Here is a 22,805-nt window from a genome sequence, read left to right as displayed (position 1 = left end):
CTAACAAGCGCGACCGGACGACGCCGGGGCATGGCGCGCCGGATGGGAAATATCGAGGGGAATGTCAGGCGGGAAGGAAAACGACGCGGCACGCGATACACGAGCGGCTAAACCGTGCACGCAAAGTGCTTCGAGGCGACGCGCCAGACCTTCACAAGCCGCGTCGCCAGCCTCGCCGCTTACAGATGCTGCACCGACGCCGGCAAATCGCCGTGCGGCGCCGACATCGGCTCGCCTTCCATATGGCGCATGCCGTGCGAGCACAGCAGCCGGTACAGCGTTACCCGCGAGATGCCGAGCTCCTGTGCCGCGTCTCCGAGCCGCCCGCGATGCCGCAGCAACGCAAGCTCGATCGCCTGACGTTCCGCCGCTTCGCGCGCCTGCGCGAGCGACACCGGCACGATCTCGACGTATTCGGCGAGTTCGAGGTCGCGCGCGGTGATCGCGCGTCCTTCCGACATCACGATCGCGCGCCGCACCCGGTTGATCAGCTCGCGCACGTTGCCGGGCCAGCCGTAGTTATGCAGCGCGGCGATCGCGTCGGGCGCGAAGCCGCGCAGACGGCGGCTCGCATCCTTCTTGAAACGTTCGAGCATGTGCCGCGCGAGCAGCTCGATGTCCTTGCCGCGCGCACGCAGCGGCGGCTCGTCGATCTGCAGCACGCAGAGGCGGTGATACAGGTCGGAACGGAAGCGTCCTTCGATCATCGCCGCGGTCATGTCCACGTGCGTCGCCGAAATGATGCGCACGTCGACATCGATCGCGGTATGTCCGCCGAGCCGCTCGACCTTGCGCTCCTGCAGGAAGCGCAACAGGCTCGCCTGGCTTTCGAGCGGCAGATCGCCGATTTCGTCGAGAAACAGCGTGCCGCCGTTGGCCGCTTCGACGCGGCCGATCTTGCGCTGGTTCGCGCCGGTGAACGCACCGCGCTCGTAGCCGAACAGTTCCGATTGCAGAAGATGCGGCGGAATCGCGCCGCAATTGATTGGCACGAACGGCGCGTTGCGCCGCGCCGAGCGTTCATGAATCGCGACCGCCGTCAGCTCCTTGCCGGTGCCCGATTCGCCGGAGATAAACACCGGTGCGTCGGTCATCGCGACTTTGCGGATCGAGCGGAACAGCGCGAGCATCGCGTCGCACGAGCCGACCATCTCGCCCTCGGCGCCTTGCAAGCCGTCGTGCGGGGTCGTATCGCTCAGCGAGATCATGCCGTACGCATGACCGACCGAGTCGACGATACGGTCGCCAGAAGACGGCACCGTCACATAATCAAAACAGTAGTCGCGCACGAGCCGGCGCAACGCGGCGTCTTGCAGTTGGCCAGGCGCAGTGGCAGCGACCCAGCCGACGTTCGGCATGGTCAAACAGGATTCAAAAGCGGCGATTTCGTGCGGCTGGAAATCGCTGGACAAATCGAGCAGGCCGCCAGCTGCCGAGCCGGTGCGCACTGCCCGGCGCGCATCGCGCGCCGATCCCACGACTTCCACATGCCAGCCACGCTGCATAAAACGCGTATTCAGTTCCGCGCTCGGGTCACGCGAAACGTAAATCAGTTGCCGCGCTGCGGGTTCCATTATTCAGATCCTCTCGTCAACGAACGTTAAGGACGACGCATGCACCTGAAACTGCGGTTCAGACACGCTGACTCGTCCGGGATTCGCGAATCGCAAAACCCGAACGGCCATTCCATTCCGTGCGGACAGCTGATCCCCAAGAAAGCGGCGTGTGTGTTTGAGACGGCCCGATATGGGCCTTTTTTAAATCTGAAGCTGTTTTCGAGAGCTTACTATACGTGCGCCGCTTCGAAAACAATTATGCGAATTTAATCGATGGACCCCTTGCCCATCATGGTTTAGCGGCCGATCGCCATATATTCAGCCGACAAATAAAACATTAGTGGAAGCGCTTTTCGTGGCGTTCCCGCGACGGTAGTTCGTACCTTACAGATTATCGAATTATAGGTATTTTCTGCTGACCCGTTTCAGGGCTGCAACGTTTTTTTCCGATTTGGAACGCATTAGTTGTCATTCCGCCGGTGGGCGCCAGACGCATCAATGGATTGCGAGTGATGGCACATGTTTCGCTAATTGGCGAACACCAGGGAGACACATCATGCGACTCGCATTCCGCATCGATCTGATAAGACGCCGCGCACCATTCTTCGCAATTTGCGCAGCCCTGGCGCTCAGCGCCCTGCCGGCGAGTGCCGGCACCCAGACAACGGTAGCCGCCCCGACGCGTTCCGTCACGCCGGCTGATTTCAACGATGCCACCGACCCCGCCTCCGCCAGCCCGCAAACCGCTTCGCCGGTTGCCGCGGAGGACGGCAGCCAGCTTGCCGCCAACGCGTCGAACCCGGCCGGCGATGCTGCATCGATGAACGATATTTCGCTCGACGACCAGATGCTGTCGCGGCAACGCGGCGGCGCGGTCGGCATGTTGATGGTCGCCGCGACGCCACAGTTGATGCAAGGCGGCGGCAACCAGGTGACGTTGTGGGACGAGATCGCCCCGCCCTCGCCGCTGCCCGTGCCCGTCGATGCGGCACGCGCCGCCCAGGGCAACGTCGCGACATACCAGCGCAAGTGAGCAGGACGAAGCAACGAACCGATAGCAAATAACCAGGGAATGCGGGACCGGTGGCCGCGCGAAAGTTGACGCGCCCCACGACGGCGGGACACAAGCAACAACAGAGAAGGGACCGGGACATGAGCACGAACCACCAGACGCCGCGCGCCCTCGGGCTGCCGGCGGCGTCGTTCAGCAACGCTCCCGTCGTGCCGCGCACCGCTTTGGCCGGCACCGCCCTCTTCGCCAGCGTCCTCGTCAGCGCCTGCTTCGCGAGCCATGCGTATGCCGAGCAGGTCGCCGATCCGGGCGACATCATCGTCGAGCGCAGCGTCACGCCGCGCGACGCGTTCGTCCCCGTGCCGCGCGACCAGGACCCGGTCGCGGTGCGCGCCACCACGTTCCCGGCCAACTCGTTCGACCCGACGATCGCGACGCTCGTCGGCGACACCGATCTGACCAACGCGCACGGCTCGAACGGCGTCGGCGCCGGCGGCGTGCTCGGCGGCACGGGCATGCAGGCCGTCACGCAGATCCTCTCCGGCAAGGCGACCGGCAATACGATCCCGCTGAACGCGGGCGGCATCGGCGGACCGGCGACGGGCGTCGGCGGCACGATCAGCTCGTCCGTGACGGGCGCGCTCGCGCCGCTATCGAACGTGCTCGGCGGCGCACCCGGAGGTCTGAAATGAGCACGCGCCTGCGCCCCTCGCTGCCATCGCTCGAATCACTGCAATTCACTTCGGCGCGCACTGCCCTGCGCGTCTGCGCGTGCCTGTGCATGGGCGTCGCCGCGCTCGTCGCCGGCGAGGTCCACGCGCAGTCGCCGGCGGCGCCGGTCGTCGGCGCCACCGCGACGATCGGCAGCGGCGCGGGCATGGGCGCGACGGGCGCGCTCTCGGTCAACGAATCCGCTGGCCTCGACAACGCGCAGATCAACCAGATCACGGTGACGAATGGCGCCGCCGTCGGCAACGCGAACGCGAGCGTGCAAAGCGCGTCGGTGGTCGCCAACGTGCCGCGCGCGCAAGCGTCGATCGAGGCCAATGCGTTTTCGAACACATCCGGCGCGGTGCTGGTGAACCAGTCGGCCGGAGCAGGGAATCTGCAGCGCAACAGCACCCGGATCGGGACTGCGGCGCTCGGAGTCGAGACCGTCTCGGATGGGGAGCTATCCGCGACGGCCCCGAAAAACGGCAGTCCGGGGCGGTCGAACACGATTCACGGCGTGCGCGAGGCAAGCATTTCCAGCGATGCCTTCCGTAACGCGAGCGGAATCGTGCAGATCAACCAGGCAGCCGGCGCCGGTAATGCCACGGCAAACAGTTTTGTGCTCCGTCCCCCGGCGGGCACTTTTTTTAACTGACCACACTTAAGTATCGGAGCGAATCATGAAGCGCACTCTTATTGCCACGGCCGTTCTCGTTGCCGCATCCGGCAGCGTGCTTGCCGCGCCGCAGAAGGCCTACCTGTTCAATACGACGGTCGTCGGCGAGATGGTCGGCGTCGAGGGTATGGTCGGACTGTTTGGCTGCGTGCATGTCTCCAGCACGGCTAACGCGGTGATCAACAACAATCAGATGGTCAACGTCAACGCGACGCTCGATCCGCAGGCGCAGACCTACACCACCGGCACCGTGACCACGACCATCAACAACAACAGGTCGTCGGTCAGAGGCGGCGGCACGGCATTCGCGTTCACGACGCAAAGCCATACCTCGTCGAGCTCGAGCGCGCAGGGCTTCGAAGCTTCGGGCGGCTATGCGTACGGCAGCCAGAGTGCGAGCGTGACGAGCGGCGGCTATGAAACGAGCCAGCAGGCAGCCGGCATCGCGGGCAGCTTCTCGCACACGAGTCAGAACTCGGGCGGCCATATCGCGGCGGGCGGCTCGATCGGCGGCAGCTACAGCTATCAGGACCACAACACGCCCTCGCACGGCAGCGGCTCGTTCAGCGCCCACGGCGGCCTGCACGCCGGTTATCGCGAGTCGAGCTACTCGAACTCGTCGGGCGTCGCCGGCGCCTTCGAAGCGAGCGAAGCGTCCGGGCAAAGCCGTTCGTGGGGCTTCAAGGCGAGCGAAGGCTCTGGCTTTGCGAGGGTCGGCGAGCAATCGTCGAGCTACTCGCGCAGCCGCTCTTCGTCGACCAACGCGTACGGCGCCGTATGGGGCATCGACGAAGGCCTCGCGACGACCGACGTGACGACGCGAGGCTCGATCACGCAGCACATCAACAACGAACGGGCCGCCACGCTGAACGCGACCACCGGCACCAACGCGGCCAGCAACGTGTCGGGCAACCTCGGCATCAACATCGCGGAAGGCATCGACAACGCACAGAGCAACGACGTGTCGCTCGCCTCGGTCGACGTCGGCAACGTGTTCGGCAACGCGCAGGACTTCAACGTGCAGTCCTCGGGCGGCAGCGCGGCGATCCATAACTTCAATCTGAACGCGTCGGTCGGCAACGGGTCGCTGTCGGGCGTGACGGGCAACGTCGGCGTGAACGTCGCGTCCGGCATCGGCAACGCGCAGGACAACGCGCTTGCCGGCGCAGTGACGACGACCTCGCCGGGCAAGGCGCTGACCACCGCGATGGATGCGACGGATGACAACTCGCAATCCGCCACGATGGTCGTTCACGGGCAATTCCAGGGCACCGCAAGTCTGGGCGCCGATACGTTGAAAGGCGCCTCCGGCAACATCGGCGTGAACATCGCCGGCGGCGCGGGCAACTTGCAGCACAACGGCCTTGCCATCGCGGCGCTGAACAGCGGCAAATAAGCCGACGGCGCGACGACCGCGGGCAAGCAGAAGAAGCAAAAGCAGTCGGAAGGGCGCGCCGGCAGCCATAGAAGCTGCCGGCGCGGATCGGGCAGGAGACCAGCATGACCGGGTTCAAGGGGTTCCCGGCGCTACCGCTCGCCGTAGCGCTGGCAGGCTGTGTGCTGTGCGCGAATCACGCCGCCGCACAGTCGAGCATCGACACGTCCACGTTCGTCGGCGTGCCATTGACGAAGACGGTCCGTTCGATGAAGGACCTGCGCTACAACCATATCGTCAATCAGCAGTTCGACTACAGCTGCGGCGCGGCGGCGCTCGCCACCCTCCTCAAGTACGGCTACGGCATCGATATTCCGGAAACCGAACTGATCCGCCGGATGATGGTTTTCTCGACGCCCGAAGTCGTCGTCAAGAACGGCTTCTCGATGCTCGACATGAAGCACTTCGTCGAGACCATCGGACTGCGCGGCCGCGGCTTTCGCGTCAACGTCGACGCGCTCCACCATCTTAAGATCCCCGTGATGGTCCTGATGAACATCGACGGCTACGAGCATTTCGTGATCGTCAAGCATGCGCAGGACGGCCGCGTGTTCATCGCGGACCCGGCGCTCGGCAATCGCGTCGTGCTCGAAGACGACTTCGCGAAGACCTGGAACGGCCTCGTGTTCGCGGTCCTCGGCAAACCCTTCAGGGAGGATTCACCGCTGTTGCAGGACAACGAGTCGCTCGCGCTGAAGCTGCGCGCTGCCGCGCTGGCAGCCGGCACCGCCGCGACGCCCTTTTTCGAGTACGGCTTGAACAAGGCAGACATGTTCTGATCCCGCCATGAAGTCACACCTGACACCGCTTGGGTTCGTGCTCTGCTCCATCGCCTGTGGCGCAAGCAGCATTGCCCATGCTTCGGAGGGCGCCGCCTCGCCACCGGCTCCCGAAGTTTCGACACGGTCCGCGCCGGGCGCCGAGCCGCTGCGAGTGCAGCTGGTCGGCGACGACGTGCTCGCGACCCAGACCGGCAAATACGCCGGCGCGACGATGATCTCCGGCTTCGTGCTGAACGTCATTTCGCAATGGCAGTTGCCCAACGGCGCGAGCGCGCTCGCTCAAGGCTCGCTGAGCGCGGTACAGAACGGTGGCGGCCAGCTCACGAGTTCCGTCAGCACGTTCGCGAGCGTGAGCGGCGGCGCGCACGGCCATGCCGGCGATTCGGGCGCCAATCCGAATGCGCAGGCGCGCGGCGGCCAGAGCATCGGCGTCAACGGCGTGTCGCAGGTTAGCCAGGTCGCGGGCGATCGCAACAGCGGCACCAACTCCGCGCTGATCGACTTCAACAACAGCGCCGCGACGCTGACCGGCTCCGCCAACGCGCCGTCGGCGACGGCCAGCAATTCGACCGGCTCAGTGAAAGCCGGCATTTCGTTCGGCAGCAACGGCGTGAAAGTCGCGCTGCAGACACCCGCTGGCCTCGCCACCCAGACCATCGCGCCGAGCAACGGGCAGATCGCCCAGTTGCTGCAGATTGCAGGCAATAACCAGCAAGTCGCCAACGCCCTGCAACTGCATCTGCAAACCCAGCAGATGTCGGCTTCGATGCTTCGTCAGTTGGGCGTACTGCAGGCACTGCAAAACAGGAGATAACGGAGCGGGCCGCCACCCGCCAGTTGCACCACAAGCAGAAAAGAGACGGCCGCGCAGTCAGGACCGCGCGGCCGGACCACCGGGGGAGCAAATAATGAAAAAAGTGTCATCGACCAGGGCACCGCGCATGGCTCTCGCGGCCATTCCGGCCGCCGTCATGCTTTGGGCTCTTTCTCAGCCAGCGAGCGCGCAGGCGCTCGCCGGTCAATCCGTGGAGGACCGTCTGAACACGCTGATGCGCGTCGTCGACGAGCAGCAGCGGCAGATCCATTCGCTCGAACGCCAGGTCACCGAACTCGAGATGGCGCAACGCGGCCGTGGCGTGCCGGGCGCCGGCGCTCCCGCGGGCAGCGGCGCGGTGGCCGAGCAGCCCGGCGCCGACGGCCTGCCGGTGCCGCTGCCGCCGCTCGCGCAGATCGCGCCTGGCGCGCCCGCGCCGGCGGGCACCACCGGCACCGCCACCGGCGTGCCGGTCAATCCGCCGACGCCGGACGGCAGCAACGCGGGCACCGCAAGCGCCGGCGGACTGCCCGCCGCCACCGACGGCAGCGGCGCGGTCGGCCAGACCCAGCGCGCGAACGAACCGGTGCGCACGCAAGCCGAGCAGGCGGTCGTGCAGCGCGAGCATGCGCCGCTGTTCGACCACAAGCTGACGATGGACTTCGGCATCAGCGACACCTACTACGACCGTCGCCAGTTGCAGTTGTCGGGCTTCCTCGCGCTCGACGCGATCTTCCTCGGCAACATCAACCTCGGCCAGACCAAGTCGCACCAGGTGATGGCGGACCTCGACACGCGCTACGGGGTGTCCGACCGCGTCAACGTCGACGTCGACGTGCCGTACGTGTACCGGCGCAGCACCTTCATCGTCGGCGGCGCGGGCGGCGCGGCCAGCACGCTGTCGGACGCGACGGTGTCGAGTCACGACATCGGCGACGTGAATTTCGGCATCTACTACCAGTTCGTCAGGGAAACCAATGCGCTGCCGGACGTGGTCGGCAGTCTGCGCGTGAAGGCGCCGACCGGCAGCTCGCCGTTCGGCGAAAAAGTCGTGCAGATCGACCCGAACAACACCAACCTCGTCGCGCCGACCCGACTGCCGACCGGCACCGGTTTCTGGAACATCACCGCGGGTCTGTCGGTGCTGAAGACCTACGACCCGGTCGTGCTGTTCGGCAGCGTTTCCTACACCTACAACATCGCGCGTTCGTTCGCGGACATTTCGTCGGTGCAGGGACAAACCGAACCGGCGACGGTCAAGCTCGGCGACATCGTGCAGTTCGGCGGCGGCGTCGCGCTCGCGTTCTCCGACAAGGATTCGGCCAGCGTGTCGTTCACGATGGCGCTCGAGCCCGAGTCGGAGACCAAGGCGCCGGGCGGCAGCTACCAGAAGGTGCCGGGCAGCGAAACCACGGCCGCGGCGATGAATTTTGGCCTGAACCACGTCGTGAACAAGCACCTGACCATCAACGGCTCGGTATCGATCGGACTCACACCCGACGCGCCGAACTTCGTGGTCGGCGTGCGCTTTCCGTACACCTTCTGACGTGTCAACGATACGAGGTCGAACGTGCGTGAATCACCTCATCTGAGCAGTGTGGCTTCCGTCGCGGCAGCGGGATCGCATCTGTCGCTCGCAGTGCCGAAGCAGCGCGCCGCGGTGTCGTCCGCCGGGGCCGCCGCGGCGCCGGCCGTCGGGTCACCGGCTAGCAACCAAACCGGCGCGCCCGCGAGCGCCGCGATGCCGGGCGTCGCGCGACAGCTGCTGTACGTCGCGCGCACCCCAGACGAAACGCTGATCGCGCACCTGAAAAGCCGCGGCTGGCAGGTCGCGGCCGCGCGCTCGGCGCACGAACTCGGGCGGCTTTTGAAGCCGGACATAACGTGCGCGGGCATCGTCGATCTGGCGAGCTTCGCGCCGCGCGACCTCGGCGGACTCGAGGCGAGCCTGCGTCAGCAGCAGATCGGCTGGATCGCGCTCGCGAGCAACGAGCGCCTCAGCGATCCGCTGGTGCGACGTCTCGTGCGCCACTACTGCTTCGACTTCGTGAAGCTGCCGGTCGCGCACGCGACGATCGACTATCTGGCCGGCCACGCGTTCGGCATGGTCACGCTGTGCGACCCGGAACTCCCGCCGCCCGCCAGCGAAGCGGGCGACGAGGAAATGGTCGGCACCTGCGAGGCGATGCAGCAGCTCTTTCGCACGATCCGCAAGGTCGCGAACACCGACGCGAGCGTGTTCATCGCGGGCGAATCGGGCACCGGCAAGGAGTTGACCGCGCTGGCGATCCATGAGCGCTCGCCGCGCCGCAAGGCGCCGTTCATGCCGATCAACTGCGGCGCGATTCCGCATCACCTTCTTCAATCCGAACTGTTCGGCTACGAGCGCGGCGCCTTTACCGGCGCAAATCAGCGCAAGATCGGCCGAGTCGAGGCTGCCGACGGCGGCACGCTGTTTCTCGACGAGATCGGCGACCTGCCGCTCGAAAGCCAGGCGAGCCTGCTGCGCTTTCTGCAGGAAGGGAAGATCGAGCGGCTCGGCGGACGCGAATCGATCCCGGTCGACGTGCGCATCATCTCGGCGACCCACGTGGATCTCGACGGCGCGATGCGCGACGGCCAGTTCCGCGCGGACCTGTTTCATCGCCTGTGCGTGCTGCGCGTCGACGAGCCGCCGCTGCGCGCGCGTGGGCGGGACATCGAGATTCTCGCGTACCACATCCTGCACAAGTTCAAGACCGACAACGCGCGCAAGATTCGCGGCTTCACGCCGTCGGCGATCGAGGCGCTCTACAACTACAACTGGCCCGGCAACGTGCGCGAGCTGATCAACCGCGTGCGCCGCGCGATCGTGATGGCCGAGAACAAGCTGATCTCAGCCGAAGATCTCGACCTCGCCGGTTTTACCGAGCAGCAAAGCATGACGCTCACCCAGGCGCGCGAGGCCGCCGAGAAGCGCGCGATCGAGGCCGCGCTGCTGCGCCATCGGCACCGCTTGAACGAGGCGGCGGTGGATCTGAACATTTCGCGCGTGACGCTGTATCGGCTGATGGGCGTGCACGGTCTGCGCGAACCGGGTGGCGCCGACGACAAGAAAGGGCTCGCCACGGACGGGGCGGCGCAGGGGTGAGCAGCGGGCGGGCATCGGTGCGCATCGGTGCGTCGGGTAGAATCGCCCGGTTACCCTCCTCTTTCCATTCGATGACGACGCTCACCCTGATCGTCGCTCGCGCCAGCAACGGCGTGATCGGCCGCGACAACCAGTTGCCCTGGCGACTGCCCGAAGACCTCAAGTTCTTCAAGCGCACGACGATGGGCGCGCCCATCATCATGGGCCGCAAGACACATGAATCGATCGGCCGGCCGCTGCCGGGACGCCGCAACATCGTGGTCACGCGCGATGCCTCGCGGCGCTTTCAAGGCTGCGATACCGCGACCAATCTCGACGAAGCGCTCGCGCTCGCCGCGCAGGACCAGGCGCCGCAGGCGTTTCTGATCGGCGGCGCGGAGTTGTACGACGAAGGGCTGCGCCACGCGGACAAGCTGATCGTCACCGAGATCGCCGCCGACTTCGCCGGCGATGCGACCTTCCCCGCGATCGACCCGCAGGTGTGGGAAGAAATCGCGCGCGAAGCGCATCACTCGAATGCGCCGAACGACTTCGATTACGCATTCGTCACGTATCAACGCAAGGACGTCTGACGGCACGCGCCACGCATGCAATAAAAAAACGCCACGCAACGTTGAGCTGCGTGGCGTTTTCGTTTGATACGGGACAGCGCCGGAACGCGCCGCCGCGCGGCTTACTGCCCCGCGATCGTCATCCTCTCGATCAGCACCGAGCCGGTCTGCTTGGTGCCGCGCGTGATCGTATCCGCGCCGATTGCGACGATATGGCGGAACATCTCCTGCAGCGTGCTCGCGACCGTGATCTCTTCGACCGGGTACTGGATCTTGCCGTTCTCCACCCAGAAGCCCGACGCACCGCGCGAGTAGTCGCCCGTCACGTAGTTGACGCCCTGCCCCATCAGCTCGGTCAGCAAGAGACCCGTGCCGAGCTTCTTCAGCATGGCTTCGAAGTCGTCGTCGGCGCGCGTGTTCGAGCTGAGCAGCGACAGGTTGTGCGAGCCGCCCGCGTTGCCGGTGGTCTGCATGCCGAGCTTGCGCGCCGAGTAGGTGGACAGGAAGTAGCCCTCGACGACGCCGTCCTTCACGACCGAGCGCTGACGCGTGCGCACGCCTTCCTCGTCGAACGGCGCGCTGCCCATCGCGCGCGCGACGTGCGGATCTTCGACCACCTGCACGTGCGGCGCAAACACCGGCTTGCCGAGGCTGTCGACCAGAAACGAGGTCTTGCGATACAGCGCGCCGCCGCTCGTCGCCTGTACGAACGCGCCGAGCAGGCCCGCCGCGAGCGGCGCTTCGAACAGCACCGGCACCTTGCGCGTGTCGAGGCCGCGCGCGCCGATGCGAGCGAGCGCGCGCTGCGCCGCGTAACGGCCGACCGCTTCGGGATCGGCGAGCTCGTCGGCGCTGCGCGTCGACGTGTACCAGTCGTCGCGCTGCATGTTGCGGCCGCTGCCGGCGATCGGCGCGCACGCGATGTAGTGGCGCGAGTACGGGTAGCCGGCGAGGAAGCCGCGCGAGGTCGCCAGCACGAATTGCGAATGCTGCGCCGACACGCTCGCGCCTTCGGAATTCTTGATCTGCGGATCGGTCGCGAACGCGGCGTCTTCGGCGCGGCGCGCGATTTCGACCGCTTCGTCGGCCGACAGATTCCACGGGTGATAGAGATCGAGATCGCGCGGCGCGGTTTCGAGCAGCTCGGCTTCGGCGAGGCCTGCGCAATCGTCTTCGGCGGTGAAGCGCGCGATGTTGTAGGCGGCCGCGACCGTGTCCTTCAACGCTTGCGGCGAGAAGTCCGAGGTTCTCGCGTTGCCGCGCTTGTTGCCGATGAACACCGTCACACCGACCATCTTGTCGCGGTTGTGCTCGATCGTCTCGACTTCGCCGCGCCGCACGGAGACGGACAGGCCGTCGCCCTCGGAGATTTCGGTTGCGGCGTCGGTGCCGCCGAGCGCCTTCGCGTGACGGAGGATGTCCGAGGCGATTTCCTTCAGTTCATCCTGGGTATGCGGAAAAAAGCGCTGCTTGACGTCCATGTCTGCTGCCATTGTGGTTGCCGTCCTGTTGGGGCCGCGCGGCCCTGGATATGCGCACCGTGTTCGGCGCGAGATGCGCGGGTGCGGGATAAATGCATCCCGCGATCATAGCAAGGTACGCGCCGCCGCGGGTCGGGCCGGCGCGGCAAGTTACAATACCGGCATGACACGCAAAACCCGCATTCAACCGATCGAATCGGTCGTCACGGAAGTCGACGAAAACGGCTACGATCGTCCGAGCAAGTCCCAGGTCAAACGCGAAATGCAGGCGTTGCAGGATCTGGGCGCGGCGCTCGTCGCGCTGCCGAAAGACGCGCTCAAGCGCATGCCGCTGCCCGAAAAGCTCGACGAAGCCGTGCGCGAAGCGCGCCGCATCACTGATCATGAGGGCAAGCGCCGCCAGATCCAGTACGTCGGCCGCGTGATGCGCTCGCTGCTCGACACCGAAACCGCCGCGCTGCGCACCGCGCTCGACACTTACAACGGCGTCAACAAGACGGAAACGGCGAAGCTCCACTGGATCGAACGCACCCGCGAAAAGCTGCTTGCCGACGACGCCGCACTGACCGAGTTCATCCGCCAGCACCCGGCCGCCGACCCGCAGCAGGGCCGCACGCTGATCCGCAACGCGCGCAAGGAAGCGCAGCAGAGCAAGCCGCCGCGCTACTTCCGCGAGCTGTTCCAGTGGATCAAGAACGCGGCCGGCGCCGGCGACGAAGCCGAAGACGCTGACCTCGCCCCGGAACACGACGATGACGACCGTGACGCCTGATCAACGCAAGCAACGTAACCACCCCGACGAAATCGTGATCGGCCTCGTGTCGATCAGCGACCGCGCGTCGACGGGCGTGTACGAGGACAAGGGCATTCCGGCGCTGCAGGAGTGGCTCGGCGCGGCCTTGAGCTCGCCGTGGCAAGTCGTCACGCGGCTGATCGCCGACGATGCGCCGACCATCTCGGCGACGCTGATCGAACTGGTCGACGAAGTGGGCTGCGATCTGGTACTGACGACCGGCGGCACCGGCCCGTCGCGCCGCGACGTGACGCCCGAGGCGACGCTCGCGGTGGCGACCAAGGAGATGCCCGGCTTCGGCGAGCAGATGCGGCAGATCAGCCTGAATTTCGTGCCGACCGCGATCCTGTCGCGCCAGGTCGCGGTGATCCGGGAAACCGATCAGCACGCCGCGCTGATCGTCAACCTGCCCGGCCAGCCGAAATCGATCCGGGAAACGCTGGAAGGCCTGCGCGATGACGGCGTGGTGAAGGTGCCGGGAATTTTCGCTGCGGTGCCCTACTGCATCGACCTGATCGGCGGGCCTTACGTGGAAACCAACGCGGACGTGGTGAAGGCGTTCCGGCCAAAGAGCGCGCAGCGCGCGCCGCGGCAGGACTGAGGTTGGCGGATTAGGGCCTGCAGGTGCAGGCCCGCGCTTTATTTGGCGCTCGCGGCGGCGTCGGGCGCCGACGGCACGAGGAAATGCTCGCGGTAGTACTTCAGTTCGTCGATCGACTCGTGAATATCGGCCAGCGCGGTGTGCATCGCGCGCTTCTGGAAGCCCTTGTAGATGACCGGCTGCCAGCGCCGGCACAGCTCCTTCAGCGTGCTCACGTCGAGGTTGCGGTAGTGGAAGAAGCTCTCCAGATCCGGCATCCAGCGCGCCATGAAGCGGCGGTCCTGGCAGATCGAGTTGCCGCACATCGGCGACTTGCCGGGCGGCACGTACTGGCCGAGGAATTCGCGGATCTGCGCGGTTGCGTCGGCCTCGCTGACCGTCGAGGCCTTCACCCGATCGATCAGCCCCGAGCGGCCATGCGTGTTCTGGTTCCACTCGTCCATCTTCGCGAGCGTCTCATCGCTCTGATGAATCGCGAGCACCGGACCTTCGACCATCCTGTCGAGCGTCGAATTCGTCACCACCACCGCGATCTCGATGATGCGGTCGGTGTCGGGCTCGAGCCCGGTCATTTCCATGTCCAGCCAGACGAGATTCATGTCGCTGCGCACGAGCGGCGGCTGTTCGGTGGATGCGAGGATGTCAGTCATGAAGGCAACCCTGAGGGCCGCGCCGCGGGCTTCGCTGCAAGCCCGTGCGGCGCGGCATGTGTTCGTTTGAAATGGATTCGCGCGGTTCGAGCCGGGCCGGCTGCGCTGAAGCGCCGCCTTGAACTGCTGCCCGGAGCTAATGCGTCAAACCGCCGCGTTAAACCGTATCTCCGCCCTGAGGCGGGAAGAAACATATAATTCTCGCATAGATACCACGGAATCCTCGGATGCCTACCCTGTACTTCACCGCCCTCTTCATCGTCGCCGTCGTCGCGATGGTCGGCATCAAACTCTGGCTCGCGTCGCGGCAGATCCGCTTCGTCGTCGCGCATCGCGAACAGGTGCCCAGCCAGTTCGTGAACACCATCGCGCTCACCGCGCATCAGCGCGCAGCCGACTACACCGTCGAGCGCACGCGGCTCGCGATGGTCGAGATCGTCGTCGGCGCGGCCGTGCTGATCTGGCTCACGCTGCTCGGCGGCGTGCAGATGCTCGATCTCGCGATCTCCGACTGGCTCGGCCGCGGCTATGCCGGTCAGATTGCGCTGGTTGCCGCTGTGATCGCGATCACGAGCGCGATCGACCTGCCGTTCGACTACTACCGGCAGTTCGTCGTCGAGCAACGCTTCGGCTTCAATCGCATGAGCAAAAGCCTGTTCTTCTTCGACCGTCTGAAGGGCGCGCTGCTCGGTATCGCGTTCGGCTTGCCGCTGTTGTTTGTCGTGCTGTGGCTGATGAACCGCGCGGGCAACCTGTGGTGGCTGTGGGCATGGGTCGTGTGGGTCGCGTTCCAGATGTTCGGCCTGCTGATTTTCCCGACCTTCATCGCGCCGCTCTTCAACAAGTTCGAGCCGCTGAAGGATGAAGCGCTCGTGACCCGCATCGAGGCGCTGATGAAGCGCTGCGGCTTCGCCGCGAAGGGTCTGTTCGTGATGGACGGCAGCCGCCGCTCGGCGCACGGCAACGCGTACTTCACCGGCTTCGGCGCGAGCAAGCGCATCGTGTTTTTCGACACACTGCTTGCGCGCCTGTCGGGCCGCGAGATCGAAGCGGTGCTCGCGCACGAGCTCGGCCACTTCAAGCGCCGTCACGTGATGAAGCGCATGCTCGTCACGTTCGCGATCAGCCTCGCGATGCTCGCGCTGCTCGGCTGGCTGACGCAATGCGTATGGTTCTACGAAGGGCTCGGCGTGCGGCCGTCGCTCATTGGCGGCAACAGCGGACTCGCGCTCGTGCTGTTCTTCCTCGCGCTGCCGGTGTTCATGTTCTTCGTCACGCCGCTCGGCAGCCTCAGCTCGCGCAAGCACGAGTTCGAAGCCGACGCGTTCGCCGCGTCGCAAACCGACGCGCACGATCTGATCAACGCGCTCGTCAAGCTGTACGAGGACAACGCGTCGACATTGACGCCCGATCCGCTCTACACCGCGTTCTACTACTCGCATCCGCCGGCCTCGCAGCGGATCGACCGACTGTTGCAGCACGCATGAGCGGCCGCGCTCCCAAGAAAGCGGCGCGCGGCGCCGGGTCCGGCATGCACGGCGCGCGCACGGGCGGGCTCGTGGTGGCCGCGCACGGCCGCCACTATCTGGTCGCCCCTGAAGACGGCGGCGCGCTGCTACAGTGTTTCCCACGCGGCAAGCGCAGCGAGGTCGCGGTCGGCGATCGCGTGGTCTACGAGCCGACTTCGGCGGATCAAGGCGTGATCGTCGAAATCGGCGAGCGGCGCAATCTGCTGTATCGCTCGGACCAGTACAAGTCGAAGCTGTTCGCCGCGAACCTCGACCAACTGCTGATCGTGCTCGCGACCGAGCCGCATTTCAGCGAGGATCTGCTCGGCCGCGCGCTCGTCGCCGCCGAGGCGAACGAACTGAAGCCGCTGATCGTGCTGAACAAGATCGACGTCACCGCTGCTCTGGATGGCGCGCGCAAGCGGCTCGAGCCGTATCGCGCGCTCGGCTATCCGGTGCTCGAAGTGTCGATCCGCATGCAGCCCGAGGCGGCACGCGCCACGCTGACCGAACATCTGCACGGTCACGCGACACTGCTGCTCGGTCAGTCCGGCATGGGCAAATCGACGCTGGTGAACCTGCTGATTCCCGATGCCGAAGTGGCGACGCGCGAGATCTCGACCGCGTTGAACAGTGGGCGCCATACGACGACGTTCACGCGTCTTTATCCGCTGCCTCAGTCGGAGGGTACGGCCGATTTGAATCACGTCAACGGCGCGGCCGGCGCGCTGATCGACTCGCCGGGCTTCCAGGAATTCGGCCTGCACCATCTGACCGAAGGCCGGCTCGAACGCGCGTTCCCCGAGTTCCGGCCGCTGCTGCCGAACTGCCGTTTCTATAACTGCCATCATCTGCACGAGCCTGGCTGCGCGATCCTCGAAGCGGTCGCCGACGGCCGCATCCGCCGCGAACGGCATGCGCTTTATGCGCAACTCGTGCACGAGGCGAGCCAGATCATCCGCTGACATGAAACTGATGCGCGCGCCGAACCTGATCATCGGACAGCATTGGGTCAACGTGCTGGAGACCGCGGGCATCGCCTGCGAGCTGCATAACCGCTATCTGAACGGCGCGCTCGGCGAGATTCCGGCCGATCAATGCGCGCCGGAGCTGTGGCTCGTCGATGAACGCGATGAGGCGGTCGCGCGGCGGCTGATCGAAGCGGCGTCGCGAGGACCGGCACCGGGCGCGCCTCTATGGCAATGTCAGCAGTGCGGCGAGATGCTCGAGGCGCAGTTCACCGTGTGCTGGCAATGCGGGACTGCGCGCGATCCTTTGAAGGGGTGAGGCGTCGTCAGGAATTGAAAAAGCCGGGCAACGCCCGGCTTTCTCTTGTGCTGCGCGCGCGTGGCCGCTTCAGGCGAGCCACACCGCGATGGTCAACATCAACAGCAGGATCATCCACAACACGACCGCGCGCCACACGAGCCCCACCGCCGATTGCAGCGTGCGCGGCGTGCAGTCGTCGCCGACCTGCATCGGACCGCCGTCGCCGGTGGCGAGCGCGTCGAGGCTCGACGGCTCCGCGAGTGGCCCAGCCAGGCGCGCGCCGAGCGCCCCGCTGCCCGCGGCGAGCAACACGCCGTCGTTCGTATCGGGCCATTGCCGCGCATGATTGCGCCACGCGTAAATCGCATCCTCGAAATTGCCGACGATCGCAAAGCCCAGCGACGTGAGCCGCGCCGGCACCCAGTCGATCACGAAGAACGCGCGCTGCGCGAAGCTCGAAAACGCGACGGTGCGGTCGTCGGCCGGCCGCGCCCATGCGCGCGCCAGATATTCCGCGCAACGGTACAGCACCGCGCCGGCAGGGCCGACCGGAATCAGGAACCAGAAGAACACGCCGAACACGTGGCGATGCGACGCGACCACCGCGTGAATCAACGTGTGACGCACGATCTCGCTGACCGGCATGTCGACTGTCTCGAGCCCGGTCCATTCGTTGAGGATTTCGCGCGCGCGTGGCACGTCGTCGTTGTTCAACGCGAGATGGATGTCGGTGAAGTAGTGGCTGAACTGCCGGAAGCCGAGCGTGAAGTACAGCACCACGACGTTCCACAGGAACGCGAGCATGAAGTGAATGTGATACAGCACGTAATAGACGAGCGCGACTGCGAGCGTCCAGGGTAGCACCACGACGAGCCACGCGAGCAGACCGTGACGTTGCTTGCCAGCATCGAATCCGTGCGCCGCCGACTCCGCATGGTATTGAAGCAACGCAGACACCGGATTGTTCGGCGATAGCGCGCGTACCTGTTCAATGATCAGAGCCAGCAATACGGAGAAAAAAGTCATGCGATGCGCCGTGCTTTTTAAGTTTTTACGATTGTTTTATAACGATAGCACAGGGTCGGATGAGTCTGAACGCGGACGCTGACAAAGCGCCAACAAGTGCGTCGTTCGCGCAACTCGCATCGTCGGCGCGTCGATGCGAGTCATATCTCTCACGCGGCGAGGAACCGATACAGGTTGCGCAGCATCGCGGCCGTCGCGCCCCAGATGAAATGATGGCCGCTTTGCACGGCCGCTGGCGTGGCCGTCTGCGCGTGTTGCCCGCCGTGCTGCTCGGCGGCTTCCGGAGCGACCGTCAATTCGCCGCGCGGATACGGCATCGCGAAGAAGCGGCGCTCCCCGCCCTCGTAGCGGAACAGCCGCTCTTCGTGGTTGGACGGGTCCATCAGGAACGCGAGCGGCACTTCGAAAACCTCGGCGACTTCGAGCGGATCGATCTCCAGCGAGAACGGCGGATGCACGAGAGCGATGATCGGCGACACGCGAAAGCCGGTGCCAGTCAGATAGTCGGGCAACGCGCCGAGAACTTCGACGCGCGACGCGTCGAGACCCACCTCTTCGCGCGCTTCGCGCAGCGCCGTGGCGGTCGCATTGGCGTCGAACGGTTCCTGGCGGCCGCCGGGGAAACTCACCTGGCCGGCGTGATCGCTCAGATGGTCCGCGCGCTGCGTGAGCAACACGGTAAGGCCTCGCGCACGCACGACGAGCGGCACCAGCACCGCGGCCACGCGTGGGTCGAGGTCGGTGTTGCGCCACGGCGCATCGGCAATTTTTTCAGGGGTCCAGGCAAGTTGCCGTTCGAAGCGCGCCCGCAGTGCATCGGGCGTCAGACGCTCGCCCGTGACCGGTGGCAGATCGGCGCCCGTCGCGATGACAGGCAGAGTTTCGGGCTCAAAGACGGGGCGGATCAACGGGTCTCTCTGATGAGCGGGGACATGCTGCTATTTTGACCTGGCCAACAAAAAAGCACCCGCGAGGGGTGCTTTTTCTTACAGCATTTACGCTTCGGAAGGAGCGCGGTCCTTCGAGACCAGCTTTTCCTTGATTCGAGCCGACTTGCCCGAACGCTCGCGCAGATAGTACAGCTTCGCACGACGCACATCGCCGCGACGCTTGACGACGATGCTTGCCAGCAGCGGCGAATACGTCTGGAAAGTACGCTCGACGCCTTCGCCCGACGAAATCTTGCGGACGATGAACGACGAATTCAGACCACGGTTACGCTTGGCGATCACGACGCCTTCGTAAGCCTGCACACGCTTACGCGTGCCTTCAACCACGTTCACGCTGACGATGACCGTATCGCCCGGACCAAAATCCGGAATGGTCTTTTCGCCGAGAACGCGCGCGATTTCTTCCTGCTCGAGTTTTGCAATCAGATTCATCACTGACTCCTAGATCCATCTTGTCGGCGTTCGTACCTGCCCACGCTTACTGCGTTGGGCTACGGCCCCGATAGAGGATGGGTTCACATCTGGCACCGCACACGCATATACGGCACCGCCTTTTGTCCGCTCGAAAGACCGGAGCCTCAGGCCTTCGGCTCTTCCTTCGCGAGACTTGCGAGCCACGCCTCGTCGGCACGGCTCAGCATTCTGTTCTTTCTGGCCTTCACGATCAGATCGGGCCGTTTGTTCAACGTGTTGCGCAGTGCTTCGCGCCGCCGCCACGCTTCGATTTCCGCATGATGGCCGCCGAGCAGCACATCGGGCACCCGCACGCCCTCGTATTCCTCGGGACGTGTGTAGTGCGGACAATCGAGCAGCACGTCGACGAAACTATCCTGCACCGCCGACTGCGAGTCGTTCAGCACGCCGGGCAACTGACGCACGACCGCATCCATCAATGCCATCGCGGGCAGCTCGCCGCCCGACAGCACGAAGTCGCCAAGGCTAACTTCCTCGTCGACGACACGGTCGAGCAGACGCTGGTCGATCGCTTCGTAACGCCCGCACAACAGGATCAGACCGGGTTCGGCCGCGAACTTCATCACGCGCTCGTGATTTAACGTGGCGCCTTGCGGCGACATCATCACGACGCGCGACGCGCCGATGCCCTGCTCCGCCTGCGCCGCCTTCGCGGCACTGATCGCATCTTCGAGCGGCCGAGCCAGCATGACCATGCCGGGGCCTCCGCCGTACGGGCGATCGTCGATGGTGCGGTAGTTGTCGGTCGTGAAATCGCGCGGATTCCACGTACGCAACCCATAACGCTGCTGTTTCGCGGCCCGGCTGGTGATACCCCAGTCAGTCAGCGCGCGGAACATTTCTGGAAAGAGCGTCACGACATCGAACTGCATCGCTCTCCCCACTCAACGATAGATTTCAATAGTCAGCTTCCCAGTCGACGACGATCTGCTTGGCCGTCTGGTCCACCGTTTTGACAAAGACGCCGACGAACGGAATCAAACGCTCGCCTGCGATCGGCTTGCCGCTTTTATCGGTAGCCGGGTATTCGATGCGCAGCACCGACTGCGCGCCGTTGTCGATCATGCTGGCGACCTTGCCGAGGCCGAGCCCAGCGAGATTCACCACATCCAGGCCGATCAGATCGACCCAGTAGAATTCGTCGGCTTCGAGCGCCGGAAATTCGCTACGGCTGATGTACACGCGAGAGCCGCGCAAAGCCAGCGCCACATCGCGGTCAGCGATGCCCCCCAGACGGGCGACCACGCTGTCGCTATGCGTTTTGGCCTGCAAGGTCGGCGCCGATTTGCGCTCCTGGCCTTTCAGCAACCACCAGCGCTTCGCGCTCAGCAAGGCGTCGCCGCCCTGCCCGGCATCCGCATGCGCGGCCACCTTGACCCAGCCTTTGAGACCATACGCGTCGACGATTGCGCCGACTTCGACCGCATCGGCCGGCCAGCTCGCCGCCGTTTCGATGCGCATTTCTGCAGCTTCGGAACCAGCGTTTGCTACCTTGGCCTGCGCCTCTTTCACCTTGCCGTCGGTTCGTTCGACCGGCTTGCGGACGAATGCGCCGAACGACGCCTGACCAGACGCCTTTGCGCGCGAAGCTGCCTTGACGCTACCAGAACTGCCGGAATCACGCTCAGACATCGAATAACCTCGACAACAACTTCACAGCCGGCTTTGGCGTCTGCTTCAGTAACACAAATTGCGCATCGGACTGCTCACGCGAGTTGCGCGAGCCGCCGGCCGAACCGACGACGATACGCCCGCGGGCTGCCATATCAAGCAGCCGGCTGTGCCTTTTGGGCTTCCTTCACGAGACGCTCGACGGTCGGCGACAGCTGCGCGCCAACACCTTGCCAGTACGTCAGGCGATCCTGAGCGATACGCAGGGACTCGCCCTTCGTAGCGACCGGGTTGTAGAAACCGACGCGCTCGATGAAGCGGCCGTCACGGCGGCTGCGCGAGTCGGTGGCGACGATGTTGTAGAACGGGCGCTTCTTGGAGCCGCCACGAGCCAAGCGGATGATGACCATACTAGAATCCTTGAAAACCGGGGTTCGGAACGACTGAAACACGCGATTATAGCGGGAAACCGACGCCATAACAAACACTTACCGGGATAAACTGAGGAACCGCGACGCACCGGCCTTCCACAAGAGGTGCGAGAACCCGCTCAAACGCCCGAATTACCTGAAGGAGCGCGTGTGCAACGCCAACTGAACCTCCTGTTTCCATTCGCCTTTTTTGCTTTTTTCGTGCGCTTTGCTGGACTTTCGCGCACCCCGCGCAGCCGGATTCTACGCGTGGCGGCGGCCACGTTGCTCACCGCGCAGGCGTTGACGGCAAACGCCGCGCTACCCATCGAGAAAATTAAACTGCCGCCGGGCTTTCACATCGAGGTGTTGTCGGACGACGTGCCGAGCGCACGCGCGATGACGTTATCGCCCAAGGGCATTCTGTATGTGGGCAGCAACGATGGGCACGTCTATGCGCTCGAACTGCGAAACGGCCGGGTGACGGGCCGCCACGTGATCGCGTCCGGGCTGCAGATGCCCGCCGGTGTCGCGTGGCGCGATGGCGCGCTGTACGTGTCGGCCGTGTCGAAAATCGTACGCTTCGATGCGATCGACTCGCACCTGAGCGATCCGCCGAAACCGGTCGTCGTCACCGACAAGCTGCCGACGGACACGCATCACGGCTGGAAATTCATCGCGTTCGGCCCGGATGGCAAGCTGTACGTGCCGCAAGGCGCGCCGTGCAACATTTGCCAGAGAGATCCGGACCGCTTTGCGCTGATTGGCCGCATGGACCCGGACGGTAGCCACTACGAGGTCGTCGCGCGCGGCATCCGAAATTCGGTTGGCTTCGCGTGGCATCCGATCACCCACGAACTGTGGTTCACCGACAACGGTCGCGACTTGCTCGGCGACGACATTCCGAGCGACAAGCTCAGCCGCGCGTCACGAGTCGGCATGAACTTCGGCTTTCCGTACTGTCACGGCGGCGACACGCCCGACCCCGAGTTCGGCAAGGATCATCCGTGCAGCGACTTCACGCCGCCCGTGGTCAAGCTTGGCGCGCACGTGGCGGCGCTTGGCATGCGCTTCTACGACGGCCCGATGTTTCCGCCCGACTACCGCAACAATATCTTCATCGCCGAGCACGGCTCGTGGAACCGCAGCAAGAAGGTAGGCTACCGCGTGGTGCGCGTGATCACCGACCCTGACGGCAGCCACGCACGCCAGCAAGTCTTTGCCGAAGGCTGGCTGCAACCCGGCGAATCGGTGTGGGGCCGTCCCGCCGACGTGCTGCCGCTGCCGGACGGTTCGCTACTGATCAGCGACGATACCGCCGGCGCGATCTATCGCGTCACGTATTCGGCGCCGTAGAGCGCGGAT

24 protein-coding genes are annotated in these 22,805 nt (G+C 65.1%); 15 read left to right on the top strand and 9 right to left on the bottom strand.

Annotation, left to right across the window (positions count from 1 at the left end; translation table 11 throughout):
• Positions 1-179: 179 nt before the first annotated feature.
• Positions 180-1,574 carry a sigma-54 dependent transcriptional regulator gene (locus tag G5S42_RS02695; protein ID WP_176105423.1) on the bottom strand — a complete coding sequence of 465 codons (1,395 nt, stop codon included), beginning with the start codon at positions 1,572-1,574 and terminating at the stop codon, positions 180-182.
• 538 nt (positions 1,575-2,112) lie between these two features.
• Here G5S42_RS02695 and G5S42_RS02690 point away from each other — a divergent pair.
• The 9 genes from G5S42_RS02690 to G5S42_RS02650 all read left to right on the top strand — a co-directional run bounded on the left by G5S42_RS02690 (position 2,113) and on the right by G5S42_RS02650 (position 10,688).
• On the top strand, positions 2,113-2,589 hold the full coding sequence (locus tag G5S42_RS02690) for a hypothetical protein (RefSeq protein WP_176105422.1): 477 nt from the start codon (positions 2,113-2,115) through the stop codon (positions 2,587-2,589).
• Positions 2,590-2,708: 119 nt separating this feature from the next.
• Positions 2,709-3,260: a FapA family amyloid fibril periplasmic chaperone gene (locus G5S42_RS02685; RefSeq protein ID WP_176105421.1), complete on the top strand. Its 552-nt coding sequence runs from the start codon at positions 2,709-2,711 to the stop codon at positions 3,258-3,260.
• Between the two features lie 89 nt (positions 3,261-3,349).
• Entirely contained in the window at positions 3,350-3,934 is a 585-nt protein-coding gene (locus G5S42_RS02680) for a FapB/FapC family functional amyloid domain-containing protein (protein WP_376776861.1), read from the top strand.
• A gap of 25 nt (positions 3,935-3,959) precedes the next feature.
• Entirely contained in the window at positions 3,960-5,351 is a 1,392-nt protein-coding gene (locus G5S42_RS02675; RefSeq protein WP_176105419.1) for a FapB/FapC family functional amyloid domain-containing protein, read from the top strand.
• A 104-nt stretch (positions 5,352-5,455) separates the two neighbouring features.
• Positions 5,456-6,169 carry a C39 family peptidase gene (locus G5S42_RS02670; protein ID WP_176105418.1) on the top strand — a complete coding sequence of 238 codons (714 nt, stop codon included), beginning with the start codon at positions 5,456-5,458 and terminating at the stop codon, positions 6,167-6,169.
• Positions 6,170-6,176: 7 nt separating this feature from the next.
• Positions 6,177-6,986, top strand: a complete 810-nt coding sequence (locus tag G5S42_RS02665; protein ID WP_176105417.1) for a peptidase C39 — start codon at positions 6,177-6,179, stop codon at positions 6,984-6,986.
• Between the two features lie 94 nt (positions 6,987-7,080).
• Positions 7,081-8,532, top strand: coding sequence for a hypothetical protein (locus G5S42_RS02660; protein ID WP_176105416.1), 1,452 nt, complete (start codon positions 7,081-7,083; stop codon positions 8,530-8,532).
• Between the two features lie 24 nt (positions 8,533-8,556).
• Positions 8,557-10,116, top strand: a complete 1,560-nt coding sequence (locus tag G5S42_RS02655) for a sigma-54 dependent transcriptional regulator (RefSeq protein ID WP_176105415.1) — start codon at positions 8,557-8,559, stop codon at positions 10,114-10,116.
• 71 nt (positions 10,117-10,187) lie between these two features.
• On the top strand, positions 10,188-10,688 hold the full coding sequence (locus tag G5S42_RS02650) for a dihydrofolate reductase (RefSeq protein WP_176105414.1): 501 nt from the start codon (positions 10,188-10,190) through the stop codon (positions 10,686-10,688).
• A 101-nt stretch (positions 10,689-10,789) separates the two neighbouring features.
• Here the strand turns inward: G5S42_RS02650 and pmbA are convergent, their stop codons facing one another.
• Positions 10,790-12,160 (bottom strand): metalloprotease PmbA, encoded by a 1,371-nt coding sequence (pmbA, locus tag G5S42_RS02645; protein WP_176105413.1) that lies wholly within the window; start codon positions 12,158-12,160, stop codon positions 10,790-10,792.
• 151 nt (positions 12,161-12,311) lie between these two features.
• On the opposite strand from pmbA, the gene yjgA reads away from it, so the two are divergent.
• A complete protein-coding gene (yjgA, locus tag G5S42_RS02640; RefSeq protein ID WP_176105412.1) occupies positions 12,312-12,920 on the top strand; it encodes a ribosome biogenesis factor YjgA in 609 nt (202 codons plus the stop codon).
• Complete coding sequence (gene mog / locus G5S42_RS02635; RefSeq protein WP_176105411.1) at positions 12,901-13,542, top strand: molybdopterin adenylyltransferase; 642 nt, start codon at positions 12,901-12,903, stop codon at positions 13,540-13,542. The genes yjgA and mog overlap by 20 nt, the downstream gene beginning before the upstream one ends.
• A 38-nt stretch (positions 13,543-13,580) precedes the next feature.
• Here mog and orn read toward each other — a convergent pair whose 3' ends face one another.
• Positions 13,581-14,192 (bottom strand): oligoribonuclease, encoded by a 612-nt coding sequence (orn, locus tag G5S42_RS02630; RefSeq protein WP_152853925.1) that lies wholly within the window; start codon positions 14,190-14,192, stop codon positions 13,581-13,583.
• A 227-nt stretch (positions 14,193-14,419) separates the two neighbouring features.
• On the opposite strand from orn, the gene G5S42_RS02625 reads away from it, so the two are divergent.
• From G5S42_RS02625 to G5S42_RS02615, 3 genes are read left to right on the top strand one after another with little or no spacing between them, the layout of a single operon-like run.
• Complete coding sequence (locus G5S42_RS02625; protein WP_176105410.1) at positions 14,420-15,679, top strand: M48 family metallopeptidase; 1,260 nt, start codon at positions 14,420-14,422, stop codon at positions 15,677-15,679.
• Positions 15,676-16,665 (top strand): ribosome small subunit-dependent GTPase A, encoded by a 990-nt coding sequence (rsgA, locus tag G5S42_RS02620; protein WP_176105409.1) that lies wholly within the window; start codon positions 15,676-15,678, stop codon positions 16,663-16,665. The genes G5S42_RS02625 and rsgA overlap by 4 nt, the downstream gene beginning before the upstream one ends.
• A 1-nt stretch (position 16,666) precedes the next feature.
• Complete coding sequence (locus G5S42_RS02615; RefSeq protein ID WP_176105408.1) at positions 16,667-16,987, top strand: putative signal transducing protein; 321 nt, start codon at positions 16,667-16,669, stop codon at positions 16,985-16,987.
• A gap of 69 nt (positions 16,988-17,056) precedes the next feature.
• On the opposite strand, the gene G5S42_RS02610 is transcribed toward G5S42_RS02615, so the two are convergent.
• The 6 genes from G5S42_RS02610 to rpsP all read right to left on the bottom strand — a co-directional run bounded on the left by G5S42_RS02610 (position 17,057) and on the right by rpsP (position 21,440).
• Positions 17,057-17,995 carry a CobD/CbiB family protein gene (locus G5S42_RS02610; protein ID WP_176105407.1) on the bottom strand — a complete coding sequence of 313 codons (939 nt, stop codon included), beginning with the start codon at positions 17,993-17,995 and terminating at the stop codon, positions 17,057-17,059.
• Positions 17,996-18,144: 149 nt separating this feature from the next.
• Positions 18,145-18,903 (bottom strand): NUDIX hydrolase, encoded by a 759-nt coding sequence (locus tag G5S42_RS02605; protein ID WP_176105406.1) that lies wholly within the window; start codon positions 18,901-18,903, stop codon positions 18,145-18,147.
• An 87-nt stretch (positions 18,904-18,990) separates the two neighbouring features.
• A complete protein-coding gene (rplS, locus tag G5S42_RS02600; protein WP_176105405.1) occupies positions 18,991-19,377 on the bottom strand; it encodes a 50S ribosomal protein L19 in 387 nt (128 codons plus the stop codon).
• Positions 19,378-19,523: 146 nt separating this feature from the next.
• Positions 19,524-20,291, bottom strand: coding sequence for a tRNA (guanosine(37)-N1)-methyltransferase TrmD (gene trmD / locus G5S42_RS02595; protein ID WP_176105404.1), 768 nt, complete (start codon positions 20,289-20,291; stop codon positions 19,524-19,526).
• Positions 20,292-20,316: 25 nt separating this feature from the next.
• Positions 20,317-21,051 (bottom strand): ribosome maturation factor RimM, encoded by a 735-nt coding sequence (gene rimM / locus G5S42_RS02590; RefSeq protein WP_176105403.1) that lies wholly within the window; start codon positions 21,049-21,051, stop codon positions 20,317-20,319.
• Positions 21,052-21,185: 134 nt separating this feature from the next.
• The gene (gene rpsP / locus G5S42_RS02585) at positions 21,186-21,440 is read right to left on the bottom strand and encodes a 30S ribosomal protein S16 (protein WP_013090118.1); all 255 of its coding nucleotides are present in this window, start codon (positions 21,438-21,440) and stop codon (positions 21,186-21,188) included.
• A gap of 261 nt (positions 21,441-21,701) precedes the next feature.
• Here rpsP and G5S42_RS02580 point away from each other — a divergent pair, with 261 nt between their 5' ends.
• Positions 21,702-22,796, top strand: coding sequence for a PQQ-dependent sugar dehydrogenase (locus G5S42_RS02580; protein WP_446686553.1), 1,095 nt, complete (start codon positions 21,702-21,704; stop codon positions 22,794-22,796).
• The last annotated feature ends 9 nt before the right edge of the window (positions 22,797-22,805 follow it).

Origin of the sequence: Paraburkholderia youngii, assembly GCF_013366925.1 — a bacterium.
GTDB classification, from domain to species: Bacteria; Pseudomonadota; Gammaproteobacteria; order Burkholderiales; family Burkholderiaceae; genus Paraburkholderia; species Paraburkholderia youngii.
The sequence above is the reverse complement of the archived record's forward strand: the minus strand, read 5'-3'. Positions and strand labels throughout refer to the sequence as shown.

Excerpts from the sequence above, each read along its gene's own strand:
- G5S42_RS02695 (WP_176105423.1), bottom strand. The coding sequence starts at position 1,574 with ATGGAACCCGCAGCGCGGCAACTGATTTACGTTTCGCGTGACCCGAGC.
- G5S42_RS02690 (WP_176105422.1), top strand. The coding sequence starts at position 2,113 with ATGCGACTCGCATTCCGCATCGATCTGATAAGACGCCGCGCACCATTC.
- G5S42_RS02685 (WP_176105421.1), top strand. The coding sequence starts at position 2,709 with ATGAGCACGAACCACCAGACGCCGCGCGCCCTCGGGCTGCCGGCGGCG.
- G5S42_RS02680 (WP_376776861.1), top strand. The coding sequence starts at position 3,350 with ATGGGCGTCGCCGCGCTCGTCGCCGGCGAGGTCCACGCGCAGTCGCCG.
- G5S42_RS02675 (WP_176105419.1), top strand. The coding sequence starts at position 3,960 with ATGAAGCGCACTCTTATTGCCACGGCCGTTCTCGTTGCCGCATCCGGC.
- G5S42_RS02670 (WP_176105418.1), top strand. The coding sequence starts at position 5,456 with ATGACCGGGTTCAAGGGGTTCCCGGCGCTACCGCTCGCCGTAGCGCTG.
- G5S42_RS02665 (WP_176105417.1), top strand. The coding sequence starts at position 6,177 with ATGAAGTCACACCTGACACCGCTTGGGTTCGTGCTCTGCTCCATCGCC.
- G5S42_RS02660 (WP_176105416.1), top strand. The coding sequence starts at position 7,081 with ATGAAAAAAGTGTCATCGACCAGGGCACCGCGCATGGCTCTCGCGGCC.
- G5S42_RS02650 (WP_176105414.1), top strand. The coding sequence starts at position 10,188 with ATGACGACGCTCACCCTGATCGTCGCTCGCGCCAGCAACGGCGTGATC.
- pmbA (WP_176105413.1), bottom strand. The coding sequence starts at position 12,160 with ATGGCAGCAGACATGGACGTCAAGCAGCGCTTTTTTCCGCATACCCAG.
- yjgA (WP_176105412.1), top strand. The coding sequence starts at position 12,312 with ATGACACGCAAAACCCGCATTCAACCGATCGAATCGGTCGTCACGGAA.
- mog (WP_176105411.1), top strand. The coding sequence starts at position 12,901 with ATGACGACCGTGACGCCTGATCAACGCAAGCAACGTAACCACCCCGAC.
- orn (WP_152853925.1), bottom strand. The coding sequence starts at position 14,192 with ATGACTGACATCCTCGCATCCACCGAACAGCCGCCGCTCGTGCGCAGC.
- G5S42_RS02625 (WP_176105410.1), top strand. The coding sequence starts at position 14,420 with ATGCCTACCCTGTACTTCACCGCCCTCTTCATCGTCGCCGTCGTCGCG.
- rsgA (WP_176105409.1), top strand. The coding sequence starts at position 15,676 with ATGAGCGGCCGCGCTCCCAAGAAAGCGGCGCGCGGCGCCGGGTCCGGC.
- G5S42_RS02615 (WP_176105408.1), top strand. The coding sequence starts at position 16,667 with ATGAAACTGATGCGCGCGCCGAACCTGATCATCGGACAGCATTGGGTC.
- G5S42_RS02610 (WP_176105407.1), bottom strand. The coding sequence starts at position 17,995 with ATGACTTTTTTCTCCGTATTGCTGGCTCTGATCATTGAACAGGTACGC.
- rplS (WP_176105405.1), bottom strand. The coding sequence starts at position 19,377 with ATGAATCTGATTGCAAAACTCGAGCAGGAAGAAATCGCGCGCGTTCTC.
- trmD (WP_176105404.1), bottom strand. The coding sequence starts at position 20,291 with ATGCAGTTCGATGTCGTGACGCTCTTTCCAGAAATGTTCCGCGCGCTG.
- rimM (WP_176105403.1), bottom strand. The coding sequence starts at position 21,051 with ATGTCTGAGCGTGATTCCGGCAGTTCTGGTAGCGTCAAGGCAGCTTCG.
- rpsP (WP_013090118.1), bottom strand. The coding sequence starts at position 21,440 with ATGGTCATCATCCGCTTGGCTCGTGGCGGCTCCAAGAAGCGCCCGTTC.